Annotated in this window: 15 protein-coding genes and 2 tRNA genes; 14 read left to right on the top strand and 3 right to left on the bottom strand. The window is 48.4% G+C overall.

Features of this window, described 5'->3' with window-relative positions; translation table 11 throughout:
- Positions 1-2 precede the first annotated feature (2 nt).
- Positions 3-875, bottom strand: a complete 873-nt coding sequence (locus AC52PS_RS10780; protein ID WP_495563072.1) for a flagellin N-terminal helical domain-containing protein — start codon at positions 873-875, stop codon at positions 3-5.
- Positions 876-1,151: 276 nt separating this feature from the next.
- Between AC52PS_RS10780 and AC52PS_RS10775 the strand changes: the two genes are divergently transcribed.
- Entirely contained in the window at positions 1,152-1,874 is a 723-nt protein-coding gene (locus tag AC52PS_RS10775) for a thiamine diphosphokinase (protein ID WP_495563071.1), read from the top strand.
- Positions 1,855-3,738: a DUF5312 family protein gene (locus AC52PS_RS10770; RefSeq protein WP_495563070.1), complete on the top strand. Its 1,884-nt coding sequence runs from the start codon at positions 1,855-1,857 to the stop codon at positions 3,736-3,738. Before AC52PS_RS10775 ends, AC52PS_RS10770 begins: the two co-directional genes overlap by 20 nt.
- An 85-nt stretch (positions 3,739-3,823) precedes the next feature.
- On the opposite strand, the gene AC52PS_RS10765 is transcribed toward AC52PS_RS10770, so the two are convergent.
- On the bottom strand, positions 3,824-4,318 hold the full coding sequence (locus AC52PS_RS10765; RefSeq protein WP_495563069.1) for an HIT family protein: 495 nt from the start codon (positions 4,316-4,318) through the stop codon (positions 3,824-3,826).
- A 1-nt stretch (position 4,319) separates the two neighbouring features.
- On the bottom strand, positions 4,320-5,252 hold the full coding sequence (locus AC52PS_RS10760; RefSeq protein WP_495563068.1) for a hypothetical protein: 933 nt from the start codon (positions 5,250-5,252) through the stop codon (positions 4,320-4,322).
- Positions 5,253-5,343: 91 nt separating this feature from the next.
- Here AC52PS_RS10760 and AC52PS_RS10755 point away from each other — a divergent pair, with 91 nt between their 5' ends.
- The 12 genes from AC52PS_RS10755 (at position 5,344) to rpoD (ending at position 18,013) form a co-directional block, all read left to right on the top strand.
- Positions 5,344-5,721, top strand: coding sequence for a hypothetical protein (locus tag AC52PS_RS10755; protein ID WP_495563067.1), 378 nt, complete (start codon positions 5,344-5,346; stop codon positions 5,719-5,721).
- Between the two features lie 86 nt (positions 5,722-5,807).
- Positions 5,808-6,221 carry a chorismate mutase gene (locus AC52PS_RS10750; RefSeq protein ID WP_495563066.1) on the top strand — a complete coding sequence of 138 codons (414 nt, stop codon included), beginning with the start codon at positions 5,808-5,810 and terminating at the stop codon, positions 6,219-6,221.
- On the top strand, positions 6,214-7,014 hold the full coding sequence (gene map / locus AC52PS_RS10745) for a type I methionyl aminopeptidase (protein WP_495563065.1): 801 nt from the start codon (positions 6,214-6,216) through the stop codon (positions 7,012-7,014). Before AC52PS_RS10750 ends, map begins: the two co-directional genes overlap by 8 nt.
- A 169-nt stretch (positions 7,015-7,183) precedes the next feature.
- Positions 7,184-7,257: transfer RNA gene (locus tag AC52PS_RS10740), tRNA-Thr, on the top strand.
- A 66-nt stretch (positions 7,258-7,323) separates the two neighbouring features.
- Positions 7,324-7,405: transfer RNA gene (locus AC52PS_RS10735), tRNA-Tyr, on the top strand.
- 159 nt (positions 7,406-7,564) lie between these two features.
- Positions 7,565-8,020: a YkgJ family cysteine cluster protein gene (locus AC52PS_RS10730; RefSeq protein ID WP_495563064.1), complete on the top strand. Its 456-nt coding sequence runs from the start codon at positions 7,565-7,567 to the stop codon at positions 8,018-8,020.
- A 7-nt stretch (positions 8,021-8,027) separates the two neighbouring features.
- Positions 8,028-8,990: an MBL fold metallo-hydrolase gene (locus AC52PS_RS10725; RefSeq protein ID WP_495563063.1), complete on the top strand. Its 963-nt coding sequence runs from the start codon at positions 8,028-8,030 to the stop codon at positions 8,988-8,990.
- Positions 8,987-9,187 (top strand): hypothetical protein, encoded by a 201-nt coding sequence (locus AC52PS_RS10720; RefSeq protein ID WP_495563062.1) that lies wholly within the window; start codon positions 8,987-8,989, stop codon positions 9,185-9,187. Before AC52PS_RS10725 ends, AC52PS_RS10720 begins: the two co-directional genes overlap by 4 nt.
- Before the next feature lie 41 nt (positions 9,188-9,228).
- Positions 9,229-13,245, top strand: a complete 4,017-nt coding sequence (locus AC52PS_RS10715; RefSeq protein WP_495563061.1) for a T9SS type B sorting domain-containing protein — start codon at positions 9,229-9,231, stop codon at positions 13,243-13,245.
- Positions 13,246-13,335: 90 nt separating this feature from the next.
- Positions 13,336-14,364, top strand: a complete 1,029-nt coding sequence (mltG, locus tag AC52PS_RS10710; protein WP_495563060.1) for an endolytic transglycosylase MltG — start codon at positions 13,336-13,338, stop codon at positions 14,362-14,364.
- 15 nt (positions 14,365-14,379) lie between these two features.
- Positions 14,380-16,188, top strand: coding sequence for a DNA primase (dnaG, locus tag AC52PS_RS10705; protein WP_495563059.1), 1,809 nt, complete (start codon positions 14,380-14,382; stop codon positions 16,186-16,188).
- A complete protein-coding gene (rpoD, locus tag AC52PS_RS10700; protein ID WP_495563058.1) occupies positions 16,169-18,013 on the top strand; it encodes an RNA polymerase sigma factor RpoD in 1,845 nt (614 codons plus the stop codon). Before dnaG ends, rpoD begins: the two co-directional genes overlap by 20 nt.
- Positions 18,014-18,062 lie beyond the last annotated feature (49 nt).

Below are 18,062 nucleotides of genomic sequence, written 5' to 3'. Positions count from 1 at the left end.
AATTACTGAAGAAGCTGGAGAACACTCTGGTTCTTCTGGTTCGCCTGGGCAAGCATGGCCTGTGAGCTCTGGGTGAGAATCTGGTTCTTAACGAACTGAACCATCTCTTCTGCCATATCCGTATCGCGGATGCGGCTTTCAGCAGCCTGCAGGTTTTCAGCACCTATGGTAATACCCTGGCGGGCCATTTCCAGACGGTTCTGGTAGGCACCCAGGTCGGCGCGTTGCTTGTTAACCTTCTTCATTGCCGTGTCCACCATACCGATTACGCTGTTTGCCGCATCGGGGTTGGATATGCTAATGAAGCTTGCGCTGTGGGGGAGGCCGGCTGTGCTCTGGAGACCCAGACCCTGTGCGGTCATGGTACCGATGTACACACGCTCCCGCTGATCCATGTTGGCTCCAATGTGAAACCACATGCTTGCGGTAACCGCGTTCACGCCGGTTTCCTGTGCAAAACGTCCTGTGAGGAGATTCATGCCGTTGAACTGAGCATGGCTCGCCACCCGGTTGATTTCGTCAACAAGCTGACTTACCTCAACCTGGATTTGCATACGGTCCTCTGCACTGTACACACCGTTGGATGACTGAACTGCCAGTTCACGTACCCGCTGGAGAATATCACCGGTTTCTTGGAGATATCCTTCTGTAGTCTGGATAAGAGAAATGCCGTCCGCTGCGTTCCGGTCAGCCTGGTTCAAGCCGCGGATCTGCGCCCGCATCTTTTCAGAAACAGCCAGTCCGGAGGCATCGTCGCCCGCCCGATTAATACGTTCACCAGAAGAAAGTTTCTCGATATTCTTTTCCATATCGATATTGTTAAACTTGTTCTGACGATGAGCGAACATTGCGCTCAGGTTGTGATTGATAATCATACAATCCTCCGTGATTGTTGTTTATCACTTCCTTAGAGGAAGCGTGGAACCGACATCCTTGTCGGTATTTCCTGATTAGATGTTCGGCACATAGGAAAAACACTAAAGCATTTTTATGAGGGAATTGGAAAAAATATTGGTCCGTGCATTCTTGTGCTCCCCCGACAGTCCTTCGTATACTCCACATACGGCCATGTGAATGCTCCGGACTTCATGCTTCGGGGTATTGTGTGTAATTTTACAGATAGTTCAGCGGGTTGAATCCGGAGGTTATGTATGAGCATCAGTCTGATTATTACCGGAGGTGCCTCACCCCCGAAAGAAGTATTACGCTTTCTCAATAATCGCAGTGATATCTGTGTGGCTGCGGATAGTGGAGCAGATACCGCTCTTGCCGCCGGTATCCGGCCTGATTACTTTCTGGGTGACATGGATTCGGTTTCCGAGACTCATCTTGAGCAGATGAAGGGCTCGGATATCAGCATTTCTGAATTTGAGGAAGATAAGGATTACAGTGATTCGGAACTGGCTCTGAAAATGGTTAAGAGCCTTTGGGCTCCCGGCGGATTTACCGTATTGGCAGGGGGCGGTGCGGGGCGAATCGATCATCTCATGGCTAATATCCGACTGTTCGACGGGGAACTTTATCCCGATTACTGGATTACCGGAGATTCGGAAATTTTTCCCCTCCGAGGTAAACAGGAGCTGAATCTTCCTGTGAGATCCACCGTCTCCATTCTCCCTGTGGGAAGTGGACCGTGGAGAATAACCAGCGACGGTCTGCAGTGGAATTTAAATTCAATCGAATGGAAACCCGGACAGATAAGTTTGAGTAATTCCACGATTTTCTCTACAATTCAGGTATCTGTGCGTGAAGGACGCTTCCTTTTCATCCGTCCTCTGCCACAGGAAGCAGAATGGAATAAGGAACCTGAACTCCACCTGCTGCTTGATCAGTGTACCCAAATCTGGAGAAACCATGGCCGCACACACAGTTAGAGAATTAGCCCAGGCGCTGCCGGAGGGCGAACGAAGAGTTCTTCTGTCGAGAATCCAGAAGAGTCTACAGTTGAATTCCGACAGCGAATCTTCCATATATCACGGTAAGTCCGACGATGAAGACCAGGCTGCGCGCATTCTGGCGGATATCCGTAAACTGGGGCTTTGGCAGAGAATTGTGCTCTTTTTTAAAAAGCTCTTCTCGTCCAAGACTGAACAGGAACTGTTTGTAGGGATGAAAATTGAACATATTTTCAGGCGCTTGCAAAACAAGGGCCATGATCTCGTGCAGCTCGAGGGAAGATGGCTGGAGCCTGCTTTTGCTGAACTGGTGTATGCCCTGTATATCCAGATTCTTCCACTGATCAATATCTTCCGACGTTTCTGGAAGGCCCCCGATACGCTTCAGGGGCTGGTTGAATTTATTCTAGAGCGAAGGGTCCCCAATGCCAAGTCCAGCATTTTCCGTTTCATGACCTTCCAGGAGCTGCAGGATTATTTTGAGAAGTTTGAAAGCAAAGAATCTCTAAAGCGGGAGTTGCTGAAACGGATAGATATCTATCTTGAAAATATCCCTCCGGAAGTATTCCGGGAAATTGAGGATGGAATATTCCCTCTGTACTATTATAAGGAGCTTGTGTTATTCGATTTTACCCATTTTTTTAACGCATTTCAGGTTGATATTCATTCAGCGGTTTCCGGTGGCAGAATTGAATTTCATGCAGCGAAAGCTGACCCAATGCTGGAACAATTGGAGCACCTGTACTACGCCTTGTATGCCGCGCGGAGAGCTCAGGCTGTTAGCAGCATGCATGAAGAAGTGTTTATGTATTTTTCCGCAGTTGAGGAGGACAGTTCCGGAATTCAACCCACTGTAGTTGAGGATGCCCCGGAGAGTCCATTTGACAACGAGATGTCTCCTCCCGATTCAGTCGGATCAGAGTATGGGAATGGGGTAAAAACAGCTGCATCACCGGATTCCGGAGATTTTTCCAGCAGCACTGGAGGGTTTGAACAAAAGAAGCTCTTTAAAGAGATAGCCGGTGCGGTTGAACAATTCTGGCAAAAGGCTCAGCTGGGAAATATTATTCGGTTTTTCCGGAAAAACCCATACTACCGGTTCATAGCGTACGCGCCGAATTTGAATATTAAGGATTTTTATCTTTCTGCACTCAGATTAAAAGTACTCAGCGAGCTTGATGAGCAGTTTTCGAACGTGCGTCGGGAGGTTATCAGAAAGAAAAAGGAGCGGATATTCCCGAAAAACATGCAGGATTTTGAATTCTACCGGCGCTCTGTAATATCATCATCAAATGTAAAACTTCCGGTATTCAGATATGTGGACAGCATAGGAACTTTGTATCACTTTTTGGTTTATCGTTTTGAAAGGGTGCATTTAGAGGCGTTGAGGGTCCTGGCCCGTATTCTCCCGGAGCGGTTCCGGGACTATGGATCTCGTCTTATCCTCTCTATAGCAGCACTCGAGGATCTCCTTGAATCTATCAGGACCTTCGATTACAGCTTTTCTCCACTTTCCGATGAGGGAAAAAGCTTTTACCGGCTCCGCTATGCTGCGGAAAAGGATTTGACCCAACTGAAAGCATATCGTGTGGTGGTTGCCCAGAAGGACAAGGAGGTAAGAGGGTATCTGGATAAGGGAGCCGATCAGCTTCACACGTTGGATCAGCTTCTGGATAAAATACACGACGCCCAGCTTGAAAATCTGAACGACAGATTTCAGTCACTGAGTTCCTCCGGCAGCGGTCATTTGCGGAAACGACTTGAGACTATGATGAGTGAGGTATCATCAATTCAGAAAATTCTATTCTACGAGCGGCAGCTGGAAGATGAAGCTCACATTTAGTTAGAATCCACAACGACTGCAGATAAGAAGTGGGTGCAGGTGATACAGGGGAGGGGATTACCTATCGTACGAGACGGTTAAATTCTCATAGATCATATTCACCCTGTTCTTTACGCTCGATAATCCGCTCACAAGTGTCATACGGAGACTCGATCAGCACTCTTCGACCCGCAATCAGGTCGGCTATGCCTACCTCCCGCTCATATCGCGGAATAATATGAAGATGAAGATGGTCGATTGAACCCCCGGCTACAGTGCCCATGTTGTACCCGATATTATATCCTGAAGGAGATTGAAGGTCGTCCAGAAGATTCAAAAATGCGGATTGAGTTCTTTCCAGTTCTCGGTATTCTTCGGCGCTCAGCTCACGTATATCAACTATGTGACGCCGGGGGTAGATCAGGATGTGTCCCGGATTATACGGATAGAGGTTCACGCTCACAAGAAAATGATCTCCCCTATGCACGGTGAGATCCACAAGAGATTCCTCTCCATCTCTGAGGCCGCAGAGGATGCAGCCTTCATATTTAGGCCCCCGTACATAATCCAGCTTATCGAAGTTGAGAAAATACCCTCCCATCCTACTGTACTCCTGCTGCCGGGGTTGCGGGAACCTCACCGAGAACTTCCTGGAACATGGGCGCGAGCCCCAACGGGTCATTGCCTGAACTGGCCACCAGAGAAAGATAATCCATCAGGCTTGGATGGGAATCCAAGAGATTCCCCAGTTCTTCCAAGCTCTCTTTTCTCGCCTGGCTGATTAGCTGAATCCGTGCAATTTCACCTGCGGCCTGTTCCCGGGCAGAATTTTCAGCGGAAGAAATGCTTCTGTAGCGTTCCCTGGCAGCGGCATACAGTTCCATGTCCGGAAGTTCAAGCCTATGGATTCGGAAACGTATAAGGTTAATTTCAGGGATATCCTCTCTGATCTGTTCTGAGAGTTTTTTCTGGATCTCACCGCTTTCCAGCAGAATCTCTCCCAGATCCGAATCGGTGGATTGAACGCTTTCGTCGCTCTCCCCGGCATCTGCTGGCGGGGCTGACTCTTGCACAATGCGGGCAATGTACTGGGAAAATTTACCTTCAATGGCTGACTGAAGCTGTGCGGTGTAAGCGTCTACACCCTCGGGTCTGAGACCGGACTCTTCTGCAAGCCGGGGAAGCATATCAGGTTTGAGTTCGAAGCTCAGGCTGCTTTCAAGGCTGTATGCAAAGGAGGGTTCCCTGGGCATAAGTTCGCCGTAAAGCTGTGCGGCCGGGAGCCTACCCGAATGTTCGGCCTCCAGCGAAATAATCCTGCGGGGAAAATGATATCTGCTGAGCATGGTGGGGAAAATTCCCTCCCATCGCCACACAAACGTACCGGGATACACGGTATCCTGCTCCCAGCCCTGGGTCTTGCTGAATAAAACCACATATTCGTCATCGTCCACGTGGAATTGAACCCAGCCGAGGAAAAAGACCGCGGCACCGGCAATGATCAGAATAATGAGCGATATAACAAAACCTTTCATAAAAGAATACACCCCTGAGGCAATATTATTGAATTCGACTTCCCTGGTTGCGCTTCACTTCCATTAAAGCATATATTTTAATAAGTAAGCAATGAAAACATCAGTGGACCTAAAGCGATTTAAAAACAGCATCACCCATCACTTCCTCCTGAGGACTTTGCACATCCTTGAAGGGGGGACTGTGTTTCTGCTCAGCTCGGCGATAATTGCCAGTATGATGTATATTTTGGGAAACTTCCAAAGTTTCATGGAGGAAACCCAGCTGTTTATACTCAGTATGATTCAAACAGTGAGCATTGTGGGCTTTGTGGTCTCTCTGTATTATCTTGTATTTCTTATGTATTGGATATACAGGCGGAAACGGGTGCCTCTTCATAGACTGTTTTCCGCTCTGTTTGCACTAGTAATCAATATACTGCTTTCTGCCGGATCTCTGTTGATACAGGATCTCAGCGCAGGTCTGGGATGATACACCATCTTCAGGATCTTCATATTCGGTGAAGAATCCGGACATGGTTGTTCTTCCCCGATTTCAGCACTTCCCCGGAGTTTACTATGATGAAAAAAGAATCAGATGGTTCCCGTATTGTAAGTGTGCGGGGCGCTGTTACACTCACCGACATTGATAGCGATCACATGATCCGACGCATGGGTGAGCTGCTCGATACCTTGTTCAAAAAAAACCGTGTTGACTCCGGGAGTATTGTGCATATCTTCTTCAGCCAAACTGAGGATATTGACTTCCTCAATGCCGCCGCCGCCGCGCGAAAAGGCATGGTAGGCGACAGCATTGCAAGAGCCCCCCTTTTCTGCAGCCTTGAACCGCGATATCCCGGAAGTCTACCCATGACCCTCAGAGTATTGCTTACCTACTATACTTCTGGCGAACACTCTCCAAAACCCGTATATTTATATGGAGCGGAGGTGCTTCGCAAGGATATGTTTCACGGGTCGGGTGTTGATGGGTAAATCACGAAAAGCTCCTGCCAAAGCAGAATTTCAGGTGCGGCAGCTGGCAAAAACTGCAGAAATTCTCTATGGGGTGTTTCAGGATATTAATACGATTATCGGTCCCGGGCGAACAGGACTCCAATTGCAAAGTTTTGTCCTGAACCAGCTCAATAATACCGGCGCAAAAACAGCGCTTCGCGGATACCGGGATTTTCAGGCCGATATATCCGTGTCTGTAAATGAGGTGGCTGCCCACGGTCTTCCGGATGACCGGAAGTTTCGCCCCGGAGATCTTGTTACGGTGGATATTGCGATAATCAATGACGGCTGGTATGGGGATATGGCATGGACATTCGGGATTCCGCCGCTGAATGTCACTGAGAGAAGGCTCATTCGGGCAGCATGGCAGGCATGTATGACCGGCTGCCTTGCGCTGAAACCCGGCATACCCATAGGTACATTGGGCAGCCATGTAATCAACAGTGCTGAACGGCTTGGAGGACAGGTGGTTAACACATTCTGCGGTCACAGCATCGGCCAGGAACTTCACGAAGCGCCATTAATTCCTTACACAAACCGCCCCGGATTCGGCTGGCCGGTGGAGAAAGGGATGGTGCTGAATATTGAACCTGTTATTACCCTGGGTGAGGCAGATGTTGAGCTGAATTATGACGGCATCAGTTACTCGACCCGGGATCGCCAACCCACAGCCCAGTTCGAGCTCACCTGCGCTGTTTCGGAAGATGGTATCCGGATACTCAGCCTACCCGGCCTTGCTATCAAAGATATTCTTGAATCTCCCCCCTTCTGAGCGAGGGATCTGAGTGTCTGAGAGAGGGATCTGACTGAAGCATCTGAGTGATAGACTCCAAGCCTTCACTAAATCCTCCTGCGGCCGATAATTTTCCGTCCCGAAAACGGTTGACAAAAATTTCTTAGTCGGATATTTTCATTCCCCATAGCGCTTTTGGAGCGCTCATGCCGACTTAGCTCAGCTGGCCAGAGCACGTGACTTGTAATCTCGGGGTCGTCGGTTCGAATCCGACAGTCGGCTTTAACAGGTGCTGAAAAAATGCTATTGCACAAACTGAATAGCTATGCTAAAAAGCATTCTGTCTTTGGGGAGTTTCCCGAGCGGTCAAAGGGGGCAGACTGTAAATCTGTTGGCTCAGCCTTCGCAGGTTCGAATCCTGCACTCCCCATAAAGCCCATCACACATATATTTGTGTGGTGGGCTTTTTTGTGTTCTTTCCCCCGCTTTACCCCAGCCAGCCTCATGGGGAACGCTTTACCCCAGCCAGCCTCACGGAGAAGAAATTCCCGGTTTGTATTTTTTCCCAATCCCGGATACATTAGAAGCAATGGGGGAGGATGCAATGAAAGAACCGTGGTACTCGCCTGGAGTGAATTTCACCTGTACCAGATGTTCCCGGTGCTGTCGCCATGACTCAGGGTATGTTTTTCTTTCAGAGGAGGATATCCGTTCGCTCAGAATGCATTTTTCTCTACGCAGAAAGGAATTCATTCAAAGATATTGTACCGTGGTGAATTTTTCCGTCGCAAAACGCATCAGTCTGAAAGAGCAGGAAAATTTTGACTGTATATTCTGGAAAGACGGCGGCTGCAGCGTATACGAGGCACGTCCTCTGCAATGTAGAGCATATCCTTTCTGGGAACGCCACATGGAATCGAAGCAGGAATGGGACAGCCTTGAAAATGAATGCCCGGGAATCAATGCGGGGGCACATCACAGCAGAGAAGAGATCGAGGAATGGCTACGGGCCAGAAGAAATTCTCCCCTTACAGAAAGAGGTTGAGCAACATATGAAGATTCGGATTTGGGGCGCGCGGGGGTCTCACCCCCATCCAATAACACCTGACCAATTCAGGGATCGGGTGAAGAGTATCGTTCAACGGGTGCGGCCGGAGGATATTACCAGTAACGAGAACCGTGAGCGCTTTCTCGCTTCGCTTCCGGACTGGATGTGGAATCCCCCCGGGGGTAATACTCCATGTATTGAAGTAAGATTATCCGACGGAACCTGTCTCATATTCGATGCGGGTACCGGGATTATTCCTTTTTCCCAAAGGATGCGAACCCAGGAACCGGAAATCCAGGATTTTCATCTGTTTTTTTCCCACTTTCATTATGATCATCTTCAGGGTCTCCCGTTCTTCTCCCAGGCCTATAATCCAGCAAATAGCATCCATTTTTACAGCCCAGAACCGGATGTGGAATATAATCTTAAGGACCATATGCAACACCCGTTTTTTCCTGTGACAATGGAAGAAAAAATGACTCCAAACCAGCATTTTCAGGTGTTGAGAAGCGATCATCGGGGAAACAGGCGCATGGAAATACATGGCGCAATAGTGGAATGGCACGATATCAATCATCCGGGAAATGCATATGCCTACAGAGTCACCGAAGGAGACGCCTCGGTGATCATTGCCACCGATTATGAGTTGAGCGAAGGAGATTTTGCAAAAAATTCCCGCCACGGTACGTTTTTTGCCAACCCTGATGTCCTGATCCTGGATACAATGTACACCCTGGGTGAAGCAATAGAGAAATTCAACTGGGGACACTCCAGCTTCAGTATAGGGGTGGATTTTGCCAATGCCTGGGGAGTGAAGACCCTGCTATTATTTCACCATGAACCCCAATACGGCGATAAACGCCTGTACAACAATCTGCGAAACGCACGCTGGTACGCAGAACGACAGAACTATCCCGATTTGGATATTCAACTGGCCAAGGAAGGAATGGAGATAGATATACCATGATTAGCCTGCAGCTCAGCTCCCGGGAAATTGTGGGGCTGTATCTGACCCTTGAATTGGAAAATGGCAGCAATTCTGAACTATCGGGACTGAGGGAAAGGATTTCCAGGAAACTCTGTAACCATCTTTCCATTGAACAGTTTGAAATGCTTGAAACTCTGTATAACAGGGGATATGAATTTGATGAAGTGAAAGAATAAATTCCAATATTGCCGAAAAAATGCAGTTTGTGAGGAAAATTATGAGAAACACAAAAATGAGCAGTTGCAGGATTACCGTACTGGCCACTCTACTGCTGATATTCACAGCTGTCGGTATATGGGCTCAAAACGCCGAGCTAAGCGATATACCGTCGGAGAACGCAGAATACAACTTTTCCATTTGGGAAGGCGCATCCGGCCTTACGGCCGGCTCCAACGTACGCTTTCCACAGGAACTGCCCTCGTACATGCTGCTGAACCCGGCGGTTTTTAATCCTCTGGGGGTGCCGGTTATTGAAGGGGGCTACACCGGAGTGATCGAAGGGGGCGGCAACGGCTACAGCGGTCATCGGGCGTCTGTATGGTCCAATATTCCCATTGCCAGTGGTCAGATCAACGGAGGTCTTGAATTTCAGAGTCTTGCAACCACCCTGGCAAACACTGGAACTGCAGCCCGCCTCCATGCCGGCTGGTCAAATAGTTTTCGGGACAGCTTCCTTTTAGGTGTCGGTCTTGAGACCGGTCTGAGTCAAGGACCTGATGGTACTGACTGGACGCTGAGCGGAAAACTTGGTGTTACACAGAATCTCGGGGCATTGGGGCCTTTTAATTCATTCAGATGGAATGCTGCTTTCACCAATCTCGGCAAAGAAATGACCACCCCGGGCGGTGCATTTTATCGGAGCCCTTTTACCCTCAGAGGCGGCGTACACGGCCGCATCCGACTGAGTGATAATTTCACCTTGAGCAACGGAGTCCTTCTTGCATTTCCTGGGATGCGAGATTTTATGTTTAACCTCCAGTCCAGTCTGGAGTTCCGGGAGCGTTTGGCTCTCTCACTCTCCTGGGGAATGGATATCGGTCAGCAGATTAACGATCAGTATCAGAATTCCAGCCTTCTGCCGAGGATTTCGTTGAGCTACTCAATGTTCAACCGGGCTCATCCGGATCTGGATATTACCACATCACTGTATTCCCCATATCCGGGGCATACTGCCTTTTCCGTGGGCGCTGCCATGCCCCTTAAGCGGGTGGACAGGGATGGACCGGAAATCACACTGGATATCCCGGATGAGATTTATTTGTCTCCCAACAATGACGGAAGACAGGATAACTGGGCTCAGCCCCTTGAGGTTGTGGATCCATCCGGTGTTTCTCTGATGAAAATCAGTCTCAGCAGCGGCGGGGAAACCTTGTTTACCCAATCATGGGAAATCGAGCCGGTTGCAGAGCAGGGATTGTACGGCCTGGTGCAGGAAGTGCTCCAGGGAAGCAGAACTGCAACCATTCCCGATTCCATTCTTATCAGCGGAAAGAATGACACCGGCGATGTGCTTGATGACGGAAGCTATCAATTTTCAATCACCGCAGTGGATGTTCTTGGGAACCGGACCGAACTGTCGCCTTCACAGGTGATTATCGATACCATGAAGCCCGAAATTGAAATCTCAGAACTGAGCGTACAGGAAAAGATATTTTCACCGAATAACGATGGAAACAAGGATGTACTTCAGATTCCCCAAACGGGGAGCAGTGAACAGCTATGGCAGCAAACCATATCTGATGCCGCAGGCAATCCTGTATGGACCAATACCATCCAGGAAGCAGCTCTGGAACAGCTTACCTGGGACGGTTTTTCTGATGAAGGCAACCGGCTGCCCGATGGAGTATATAGCTATGATGTGGTGAGCCGGGACCGTGCAGGGAACGAAAACCGGGCGGAAGTAAATAACATTATCATCAATTCTGTGGTTTCACCGGTGCGGATAGACCTTGCAGATTCCTACTTCTCACCCAACGGTGATGATGTTAAAGACAGCCTTACACTTCTGCCCATCCCTGAGAGCCGAGAGGGCATCCGGAACTGGTCTATCGAAATTCTCGATGATCGGGAACAACAGGTTACAAGCCTCGATGGTCAGGGTGCTCCCGCAGCCCGGGTGGAGTTTGATGGACGGGGACAAGATGGTGAAGTGCTTCCCGAAGGTAGGTATCGGGCCCGTTTTATCCTCGAATATTTCAGCGGTAACACCCCCAGGGCCTTGAGTCCATGGTTCAACCTTGATGTTACTGCGCCGGAAATCAGCATAGAGCTTGAATCCGATCTCTTTTCACCCAACAACGACAACCGCAGCGATGTACTCACTATTTTTCAGGAATCCTCTGAAGAACAGCTCTGGGAAGCCCGAATTATTGCTGCAGAAGAAAATTCTGCTGTGAAAGAATACAGCTTTCGGGGCAGGGCGGATTTTGAACTCACCTGGGACGGCCGGGACAGCGATGGTGCCCTTGCACCGGATGGGGACTACCGTTATGTCATCCAATCCCGTGATAGAGCTGGAAACAGTGTGGAGGTGGCCAGCCGGAATTTTACTCTGGATACTTCTGACGCAGAAGTCCTGGTCAATGCAGGATACGATGCATTCTCTCCCAACGGAGACGGAAGCAAGGATATTCAGGAATTCACCACACGGGTCAGCAATAATGATCAGGTGGACAGCTACCGGTTCATTATTCAGAATGTGGACGGCGAAGCGGTTCGCAGTATCTCCGGAAATGGTGAGGTGCCTGAAACCGTAAGCTGGGACGGAAGGGATGATCAGGGCAGACCAGTTGAAGATTCTCTTTACATTGCACGGCTTGAAGTGGAACTGAGAAACCGCAGCATCGGCTCTGCACAAACCCGAAGCTTTGAGCTTGATACCGTGTACCCGGATATATCACTCGAAAGCGATTATCTGATTTTCAGCCCCAATGGTGATGAGAGTAAGGATGCTATTACCATCAGACAGCGTTCCAATCCCGAGGAGCTGTTTGAAGCCAGAATCCTTGATTCCGCGGGGGAGGTTGTACGCAGTTATTTCTGGGAAGGAAATATTGAAGATCTTACCTGGGACGGACTGGATGAGTTTGGGAACCTTGCTCCAAACGGAGAGTACCGGTATGAAATCCGTGTTGAAGATCCTGCAGGCAATGTGGCCCAAAAGAGTATTGAAGGAATCGAGTTGGACAGCAGGAATACTTCAGTGTTTCTTACACTCAGCGAAAACGGCATCAGTCCCAACGGGGACGGGTTTAAAGACAATTTGGATATCGGTCTCTATACAAATATCACCGAAGGTATCGATACATGGGCGTTGACCATTTACGGGGAAGGCGGCAATCGTATTGTTGATTACGGGGGCAACAGTCTGGATGAACAAGAAGAGATCAGATTCGACGGCCGGAACGAGGCAGGCGAGATCGTGGAGGGCCAGATGTACGCCCAGTTCTCAGTACTGTACACCAAGGGAGATAATCCTCAGGCCAAGAGTTCTCTGTTCAGGGTAGATAACAGCGGGCCCGACCAGACAGTACGGGTGAATCCTATTCCCTTCAGCCCCGACGGTGACGGTATTGCAGATGTGCTCACCATTGATCTTGATTCAGAAGATCCTGCGGGAATTGCCGGTTGGAGGCTGGGCATCTACGATCGTGTAGGCAATCTCTTCAAAGAGTTCTCTTCCGATGGTGCTCCTGAAGAAGACATTCTCTGGGATGGTCTCAGCGATGATGGTGAACGGGTTATTTCTGCAGAGGATTACCGGTACGAGTTTGAAAGTATCGACAGGCTGGGCAATCAGAGCAGGAGCGAAGGTATCATTCCTATTGATATACTTGTAATTAAGGATGGAAATAACTACAAGGTTGCCATATCCAATATTACATTTGAGCCCAACAGTCCGAGAATTATTGTCGGGGGGCCGACAGCAGTTGGACAGAGAAATGAGGCTATCATTGATCGGCTGATTGAAGTGTTCTCAAAATATCCCCAGTACAGAATTGTAATCGAGGGACATGCAAACAATATCAGTGGAACCGAACGGGAAGAGGTGGAGGAACTACAGCCCCTTTCCACAGGTCGGGCACAAGCCGTAAAGGATCAGCTGGTAGAAAGGGGCATGGATCCGGATCGGGTTGATGTTGTTGGAAAGGGTGGAACTATTCCTCTGGTGCCGTTTTCCGATGAAGAGAACCGATGGAAAAACAGAAGGGTTGAATTCATCCTCATCCGATGATTATGTTAGATATGGGAAAAAGTGGTGGCGGAAGAACCATTCTGCTGCCGCTTTTCATATCCATGATTACACACCAAAGAGGTGAAAATATTGAAAAAAGTCGCACATATTCTCGCTGCACTTCTGATTACAGTTATTATAGCAGGAGCTGTATCGGGTTTTTTTGCATATCGAAGCATATATATTACTCAGGTCCCCGATAATGTAGCCCGGGACTTCACGGTATATTCCGGTGAAAGTTTTAATTCCGTCGCCATGCGTTTGGAAGGCAGGGGAATGATCCCTTCAGCGGCGGTTCTTCAAGTGTACAGCCGGCTGACTTCTTCAGACCGGGGTGTTCAAAAGGGCTCATATGTAATTCCGGCGGGATTAAATGCCGTGGAAGTAATCAACTATTTAAGCTCCGGCCGGCAACATCTTATCCAGGTGACAATACCAGAAGGTAAAACCATTCGGCAGGTGGCAGATATACTTGAAGACGCGGGGATCAGTAATTCAGATGAGTTTGTAGATGCGGCAACCGACCGGCAGCTGGTACGGAGCCTGGGAATCTACGGAGAGACCGCAGAGGGGTTTCTATTTCCGGAAACGTATAATTTTGCAGAGGATTTTCCTGCGGATAAAATAGTTGAGCATATGGTTTCGGTGTTTTATGATAAACTGGCCGAAATATATCCGGATTATAAGAGCCTGAGCCAACAGGAATTGTATGAGAAGATTATCCTGGCATCCATAGTTGAACGGGAATATCTGGCAGACGATGAGGCTCCGGTCATGGCTTCTGTATTTTACAACCGACTGGAACGGGGAATGCGTCTTGAGTCCTGTGCCACCGTTGTCTATGTAATGACGGAAATAGAAGGGTTGGAGCATCCCAACAGGATATATTTTACGGATCTCGAACGTCCCAATGAGTTCAATACCTATTACCGAGCTGGACTTCCTCCGGCTCCCATTTCAAGTGTGGGCATGGTGTCACTCTCTGCGGCATTTGTTCCTGCGGAAACAGACTATCTGTTTTTTGTTCTGGAAAGCCCCACTGCGGGTCGGCATGTTTTTTCCGAATCCTATGAAGATCATCAACTTGCTTCCGAGTTCTATTATGTGAAATTAAACTAGGTGGCGAAAGCGTCTATGATTCCTGAAGAGACCATTGAAGAGATTCGCCGGAAAACAGATATCGTGGAAGTTGTGGGAGAATATGTCAATCTCACCCGGAAGGGAGACCGTTACTGGGGCTTATCGCCATTCAAGAATGAAAAAACTCCGTCGTTCACCGTCACCCCCTCAAGGGAGATGTTCTACTGTTTCAGTACCCAGAAAGGCGGTAATGTGTTCACCTTCATCATGGAGATGGAAAACCTTACATTTCCTGAAGCTGTTGAGTATCTGGGGCGGCGTATTGGGGTGGAGATCGACCAGGATCGGGCGGAAATCAGCAGAGAGTCCCGGGACAGGAAGGCCATGGAGGAGCTCTACTCCAAAATTCGGGACAGTTTCAGCTACCTGCTTACAGACTCGGAAATGGGTGCTTCCGCCTTGGAGTACATCAGGAACAGGGGCTTCGATATAGAACTGATCAAACAGTTTTCCCTTGGCTACGCCCATCCCGACCCCTTTTGGCTGTACGGATTTCTGAGGAAAAAGGGCTATTCCCCCGAATTTCTGGCAAAAACCGGTTTATTCAGCCAGCGGAACCCCCGTTGGTGTTTGTTCGCCAACCGAGTCATGTTTCCAATTCAGCGCCACCAGGGGAATACCGTGGGATTTGGAGGTAGGCTCCTGGATGGAGACGGACCTAAATACATCAACAGCCCGGACACCATGATCTATCACAAGAAGCAGAACCTCTACGGTTTGGACCGGGCAAAAGACGGAATTAAGCAGAACGGAAGTTTTATTCTCTGTGAAGGATATCTTGATGTCCTGGCGTTCCATCAATCGGGGCTGACCAATGCAGTGGCCCCATTGGGGACCGCATTTACTTCAGAGCAGGCAAAGCTGCTCCACCGGTTCAGCCAGAAAGGAATCTGCGTCTTTGACGGAGATGAGGCCGGTTTTAAAGCAAGCCAGAAGGCTGCTGTAGTCTTCGAAACGGAGGGTATTGAGTGTAATATCCTTTCGTTTGAAAATGATGCGGATCCGGCGGATATATTGGTGGAAAACGGTTCACAAGAATTAAAAAATTTAGTAGACTCTTCAACTACTGCGCTCGAGTTTTTATTAACGAAAGCTGTTTCGAAGTCTGATATTCATACTCCTGAGGGGAAAGAGCAGATTCTCGAACAGCTTTTTCCATATATCCGCAGTGTACAATCTCCGGTTAAACAGGAGGCCAGCTTAGAAATACTTGCTGACCGTGTGTCCGTAACCCTTGAGTCCATCCGCGGCTCATTTCAGCGCTACTTGAAAGGCGAGCGCAGCCCGAGGCCGAAAATTCATCGGGCGGAGGCGGAGGGTAGGCCCGAACAAGGTCAGAAACGCATCGCCATGACCGTTAATCCTGAGAATCTCCTGATGACTGCTCTGGTAATACACCCCGAACACTTCCAGATGGTTCGAAAGCATATCAGAGCAATGGATGTACGGAATGAAATAGCTCAATCATTATATGCTCTGCTGGAGGAGCATTTTCGAAATTCTGATTGCAAATTCGAAAAAATTCTTCAAGATATTGAACAAGAAGAAATAAAGAATTTTATAATGAAGAAAGCATCAAGCGGCGAGTTCGGAAACGATCCTGCAAGTTATATTGAAGCTGCCCTGCTCAGAGTAAGGAGTGATTTACTGTCGGAAGAGCGCCGGGAAGTTGTTCAACTTCTCAAACGCAAGGAACAGAGCCGGGATTCCAAGGGGCAACGGGAACTCTTGGAAAAAAAAATGTTTCTGGATACGGAACTTAAGACTTTAAAGGAATCAATTCATGACAGAACTGCAGAATGATCCTGCAATTAAGAAACTACTTGATTATGCGAAAAACAAGAAAACCATCTCATATGACGAGGTGAATGACCTCCTTCCAGAGGAACTCGTAAATTCAGAAAAAATTGAAGACGTCATGGTGATCCTCAGTCAAAACAATATACGGTTGTCAGAAGAAGTTCAGGCTCAAAATGAGGATATCGAAGCAGATCCTCCGGGGCAGCCCAGTATTTTTCGGAAGAATGCAAGCAAGAGTTCTGCCACCGCAACAAAAAACGGGAAAAATAGCGATTCCGAAGATAATGACTCAGACAATAAGGATGAAAAGTCCGAAGAACCTAAAAAGAAAGTGGTGTATAACGATAAAGACAGCGCCATCGATGATCCCATACGGCTGTATCTTCGGGAGATCGGAAAAGAGAATCTTCTTACTGCCGAACAGGAAGTTGAACTCTCCAAGAAAATGGAGGACGGTGAGAACATTATTAAAGGTGTGATCAGCGGTTCGGGCATGATGATTCCCGAGTTTTTCAACCTCGCAGCCCGGGCATTCAGTAAAAAGGATCCCCGGGAAATGAGCATGAGCAAGAAAGAGATTTCTGAGTATCTTGCCGAACGCCGAAGACTCAGCCAGTTTTACCGCGAACCTCTCAAACTGGTGGTTGCGGATCTGAAGTCATACATTGAGCTGAAAAAGAAGTTGATCTCCAAGGGTGAAGATATAATTTCCCATCCCAAGCTTGCCCAGAAGCGGGACAGTCTTGTGGGCAAACTTTCGGATATAGACCTTCATCAAGATGAAATTCTCCAGTTTTCCGAAAAATTTGTGGGGACTGCCAAGAAAATTAAAAGTTATCAAAAGGAAATAACCAGGAATGAAAAGCGCTTGCGGGTGAAAAACTCCCGGGAGCTTCGTTCCCTGGGGCGTAAGCTAACCATTCTTGAAGACCGTGAACTCATCGAAGATGAGCTTGGCCTTTCCTCGGATGAAATCAAAGAGATGATCCGGGAAATTCAGATGACAGAAAAGAAAATCCGCAGCTATGAACTTGAGTTCGAGAATCCCATAGAGCAGATTCTTGATATGGCGGGAGAAATCGAGCGCGGAAAAATTATGATGCAGAATGCCAAGGATAGACTCATCAAGGCAAATCTGCGGCTCGTGGTAAGCATTGCAAAGAAGTACACCAATCGGGGCCTGCATTTTTTCGATCTGGTACAGGAAGGAAACATCGGTCTGATTAAGGCTGTGGAGAAATTTGAGTACAGAAAGGGATACAAATTTTCAACCTATGCTACGTGGTGGATCCGTCAGGCGATCACCCGAAGCATTTCCGATCAGGCAAGAACGATCCGTGTCCCTGTACACATGATTGAGCAGATCAATAAAGTCGTCCGTGAATCCAGACAATTGATGCAGGTACTGGGCAGAGAGCCCAGTGATGAGGAAATAGCAGAGCGTCTCGGCTGGACGGTAAGCAGAGTTAAGTCTGTAAAAAATGTTGCCCGGGAACCAATTTCTCTCGAAACCCCCATCGGTGAAGAAGAAGATAGCCTCCTTGGCGATTTTATAGAAGATAAAGATGTAGAGAATCCTGCACATCAAACCGCCTTCACTCTTCTTCAGGAACAATTGGGAGATGTCCTTGAGACCCTTCCCGAGCGGGAGCAGGAAGTTTTAAAAATGCGATTCGGACTCGAGGATGGCTACAGTCTGACCCTCGAAGAAGTTGGTCTCTATTTCAACGTCACAAGGGAACGAATCCGGCAAATAGAAGCGAAGGCGCTTAGACGTCTCCGGCACCCCAAGAGAAGCAGACGACTTAAAGATTATTTGGATAATTAACAGAAGATTACGGGTATTCATACAGGTACCTTTTTGAAAAAATCAGAAC

The sequence above is a fragment of the Salinispira sp. genome (assembly GCF_059431795.1).
Note: the sequence above shows the minus strand (reverse complement) of the source record. Positions and strands in the feature narration are given on the sequence as shown.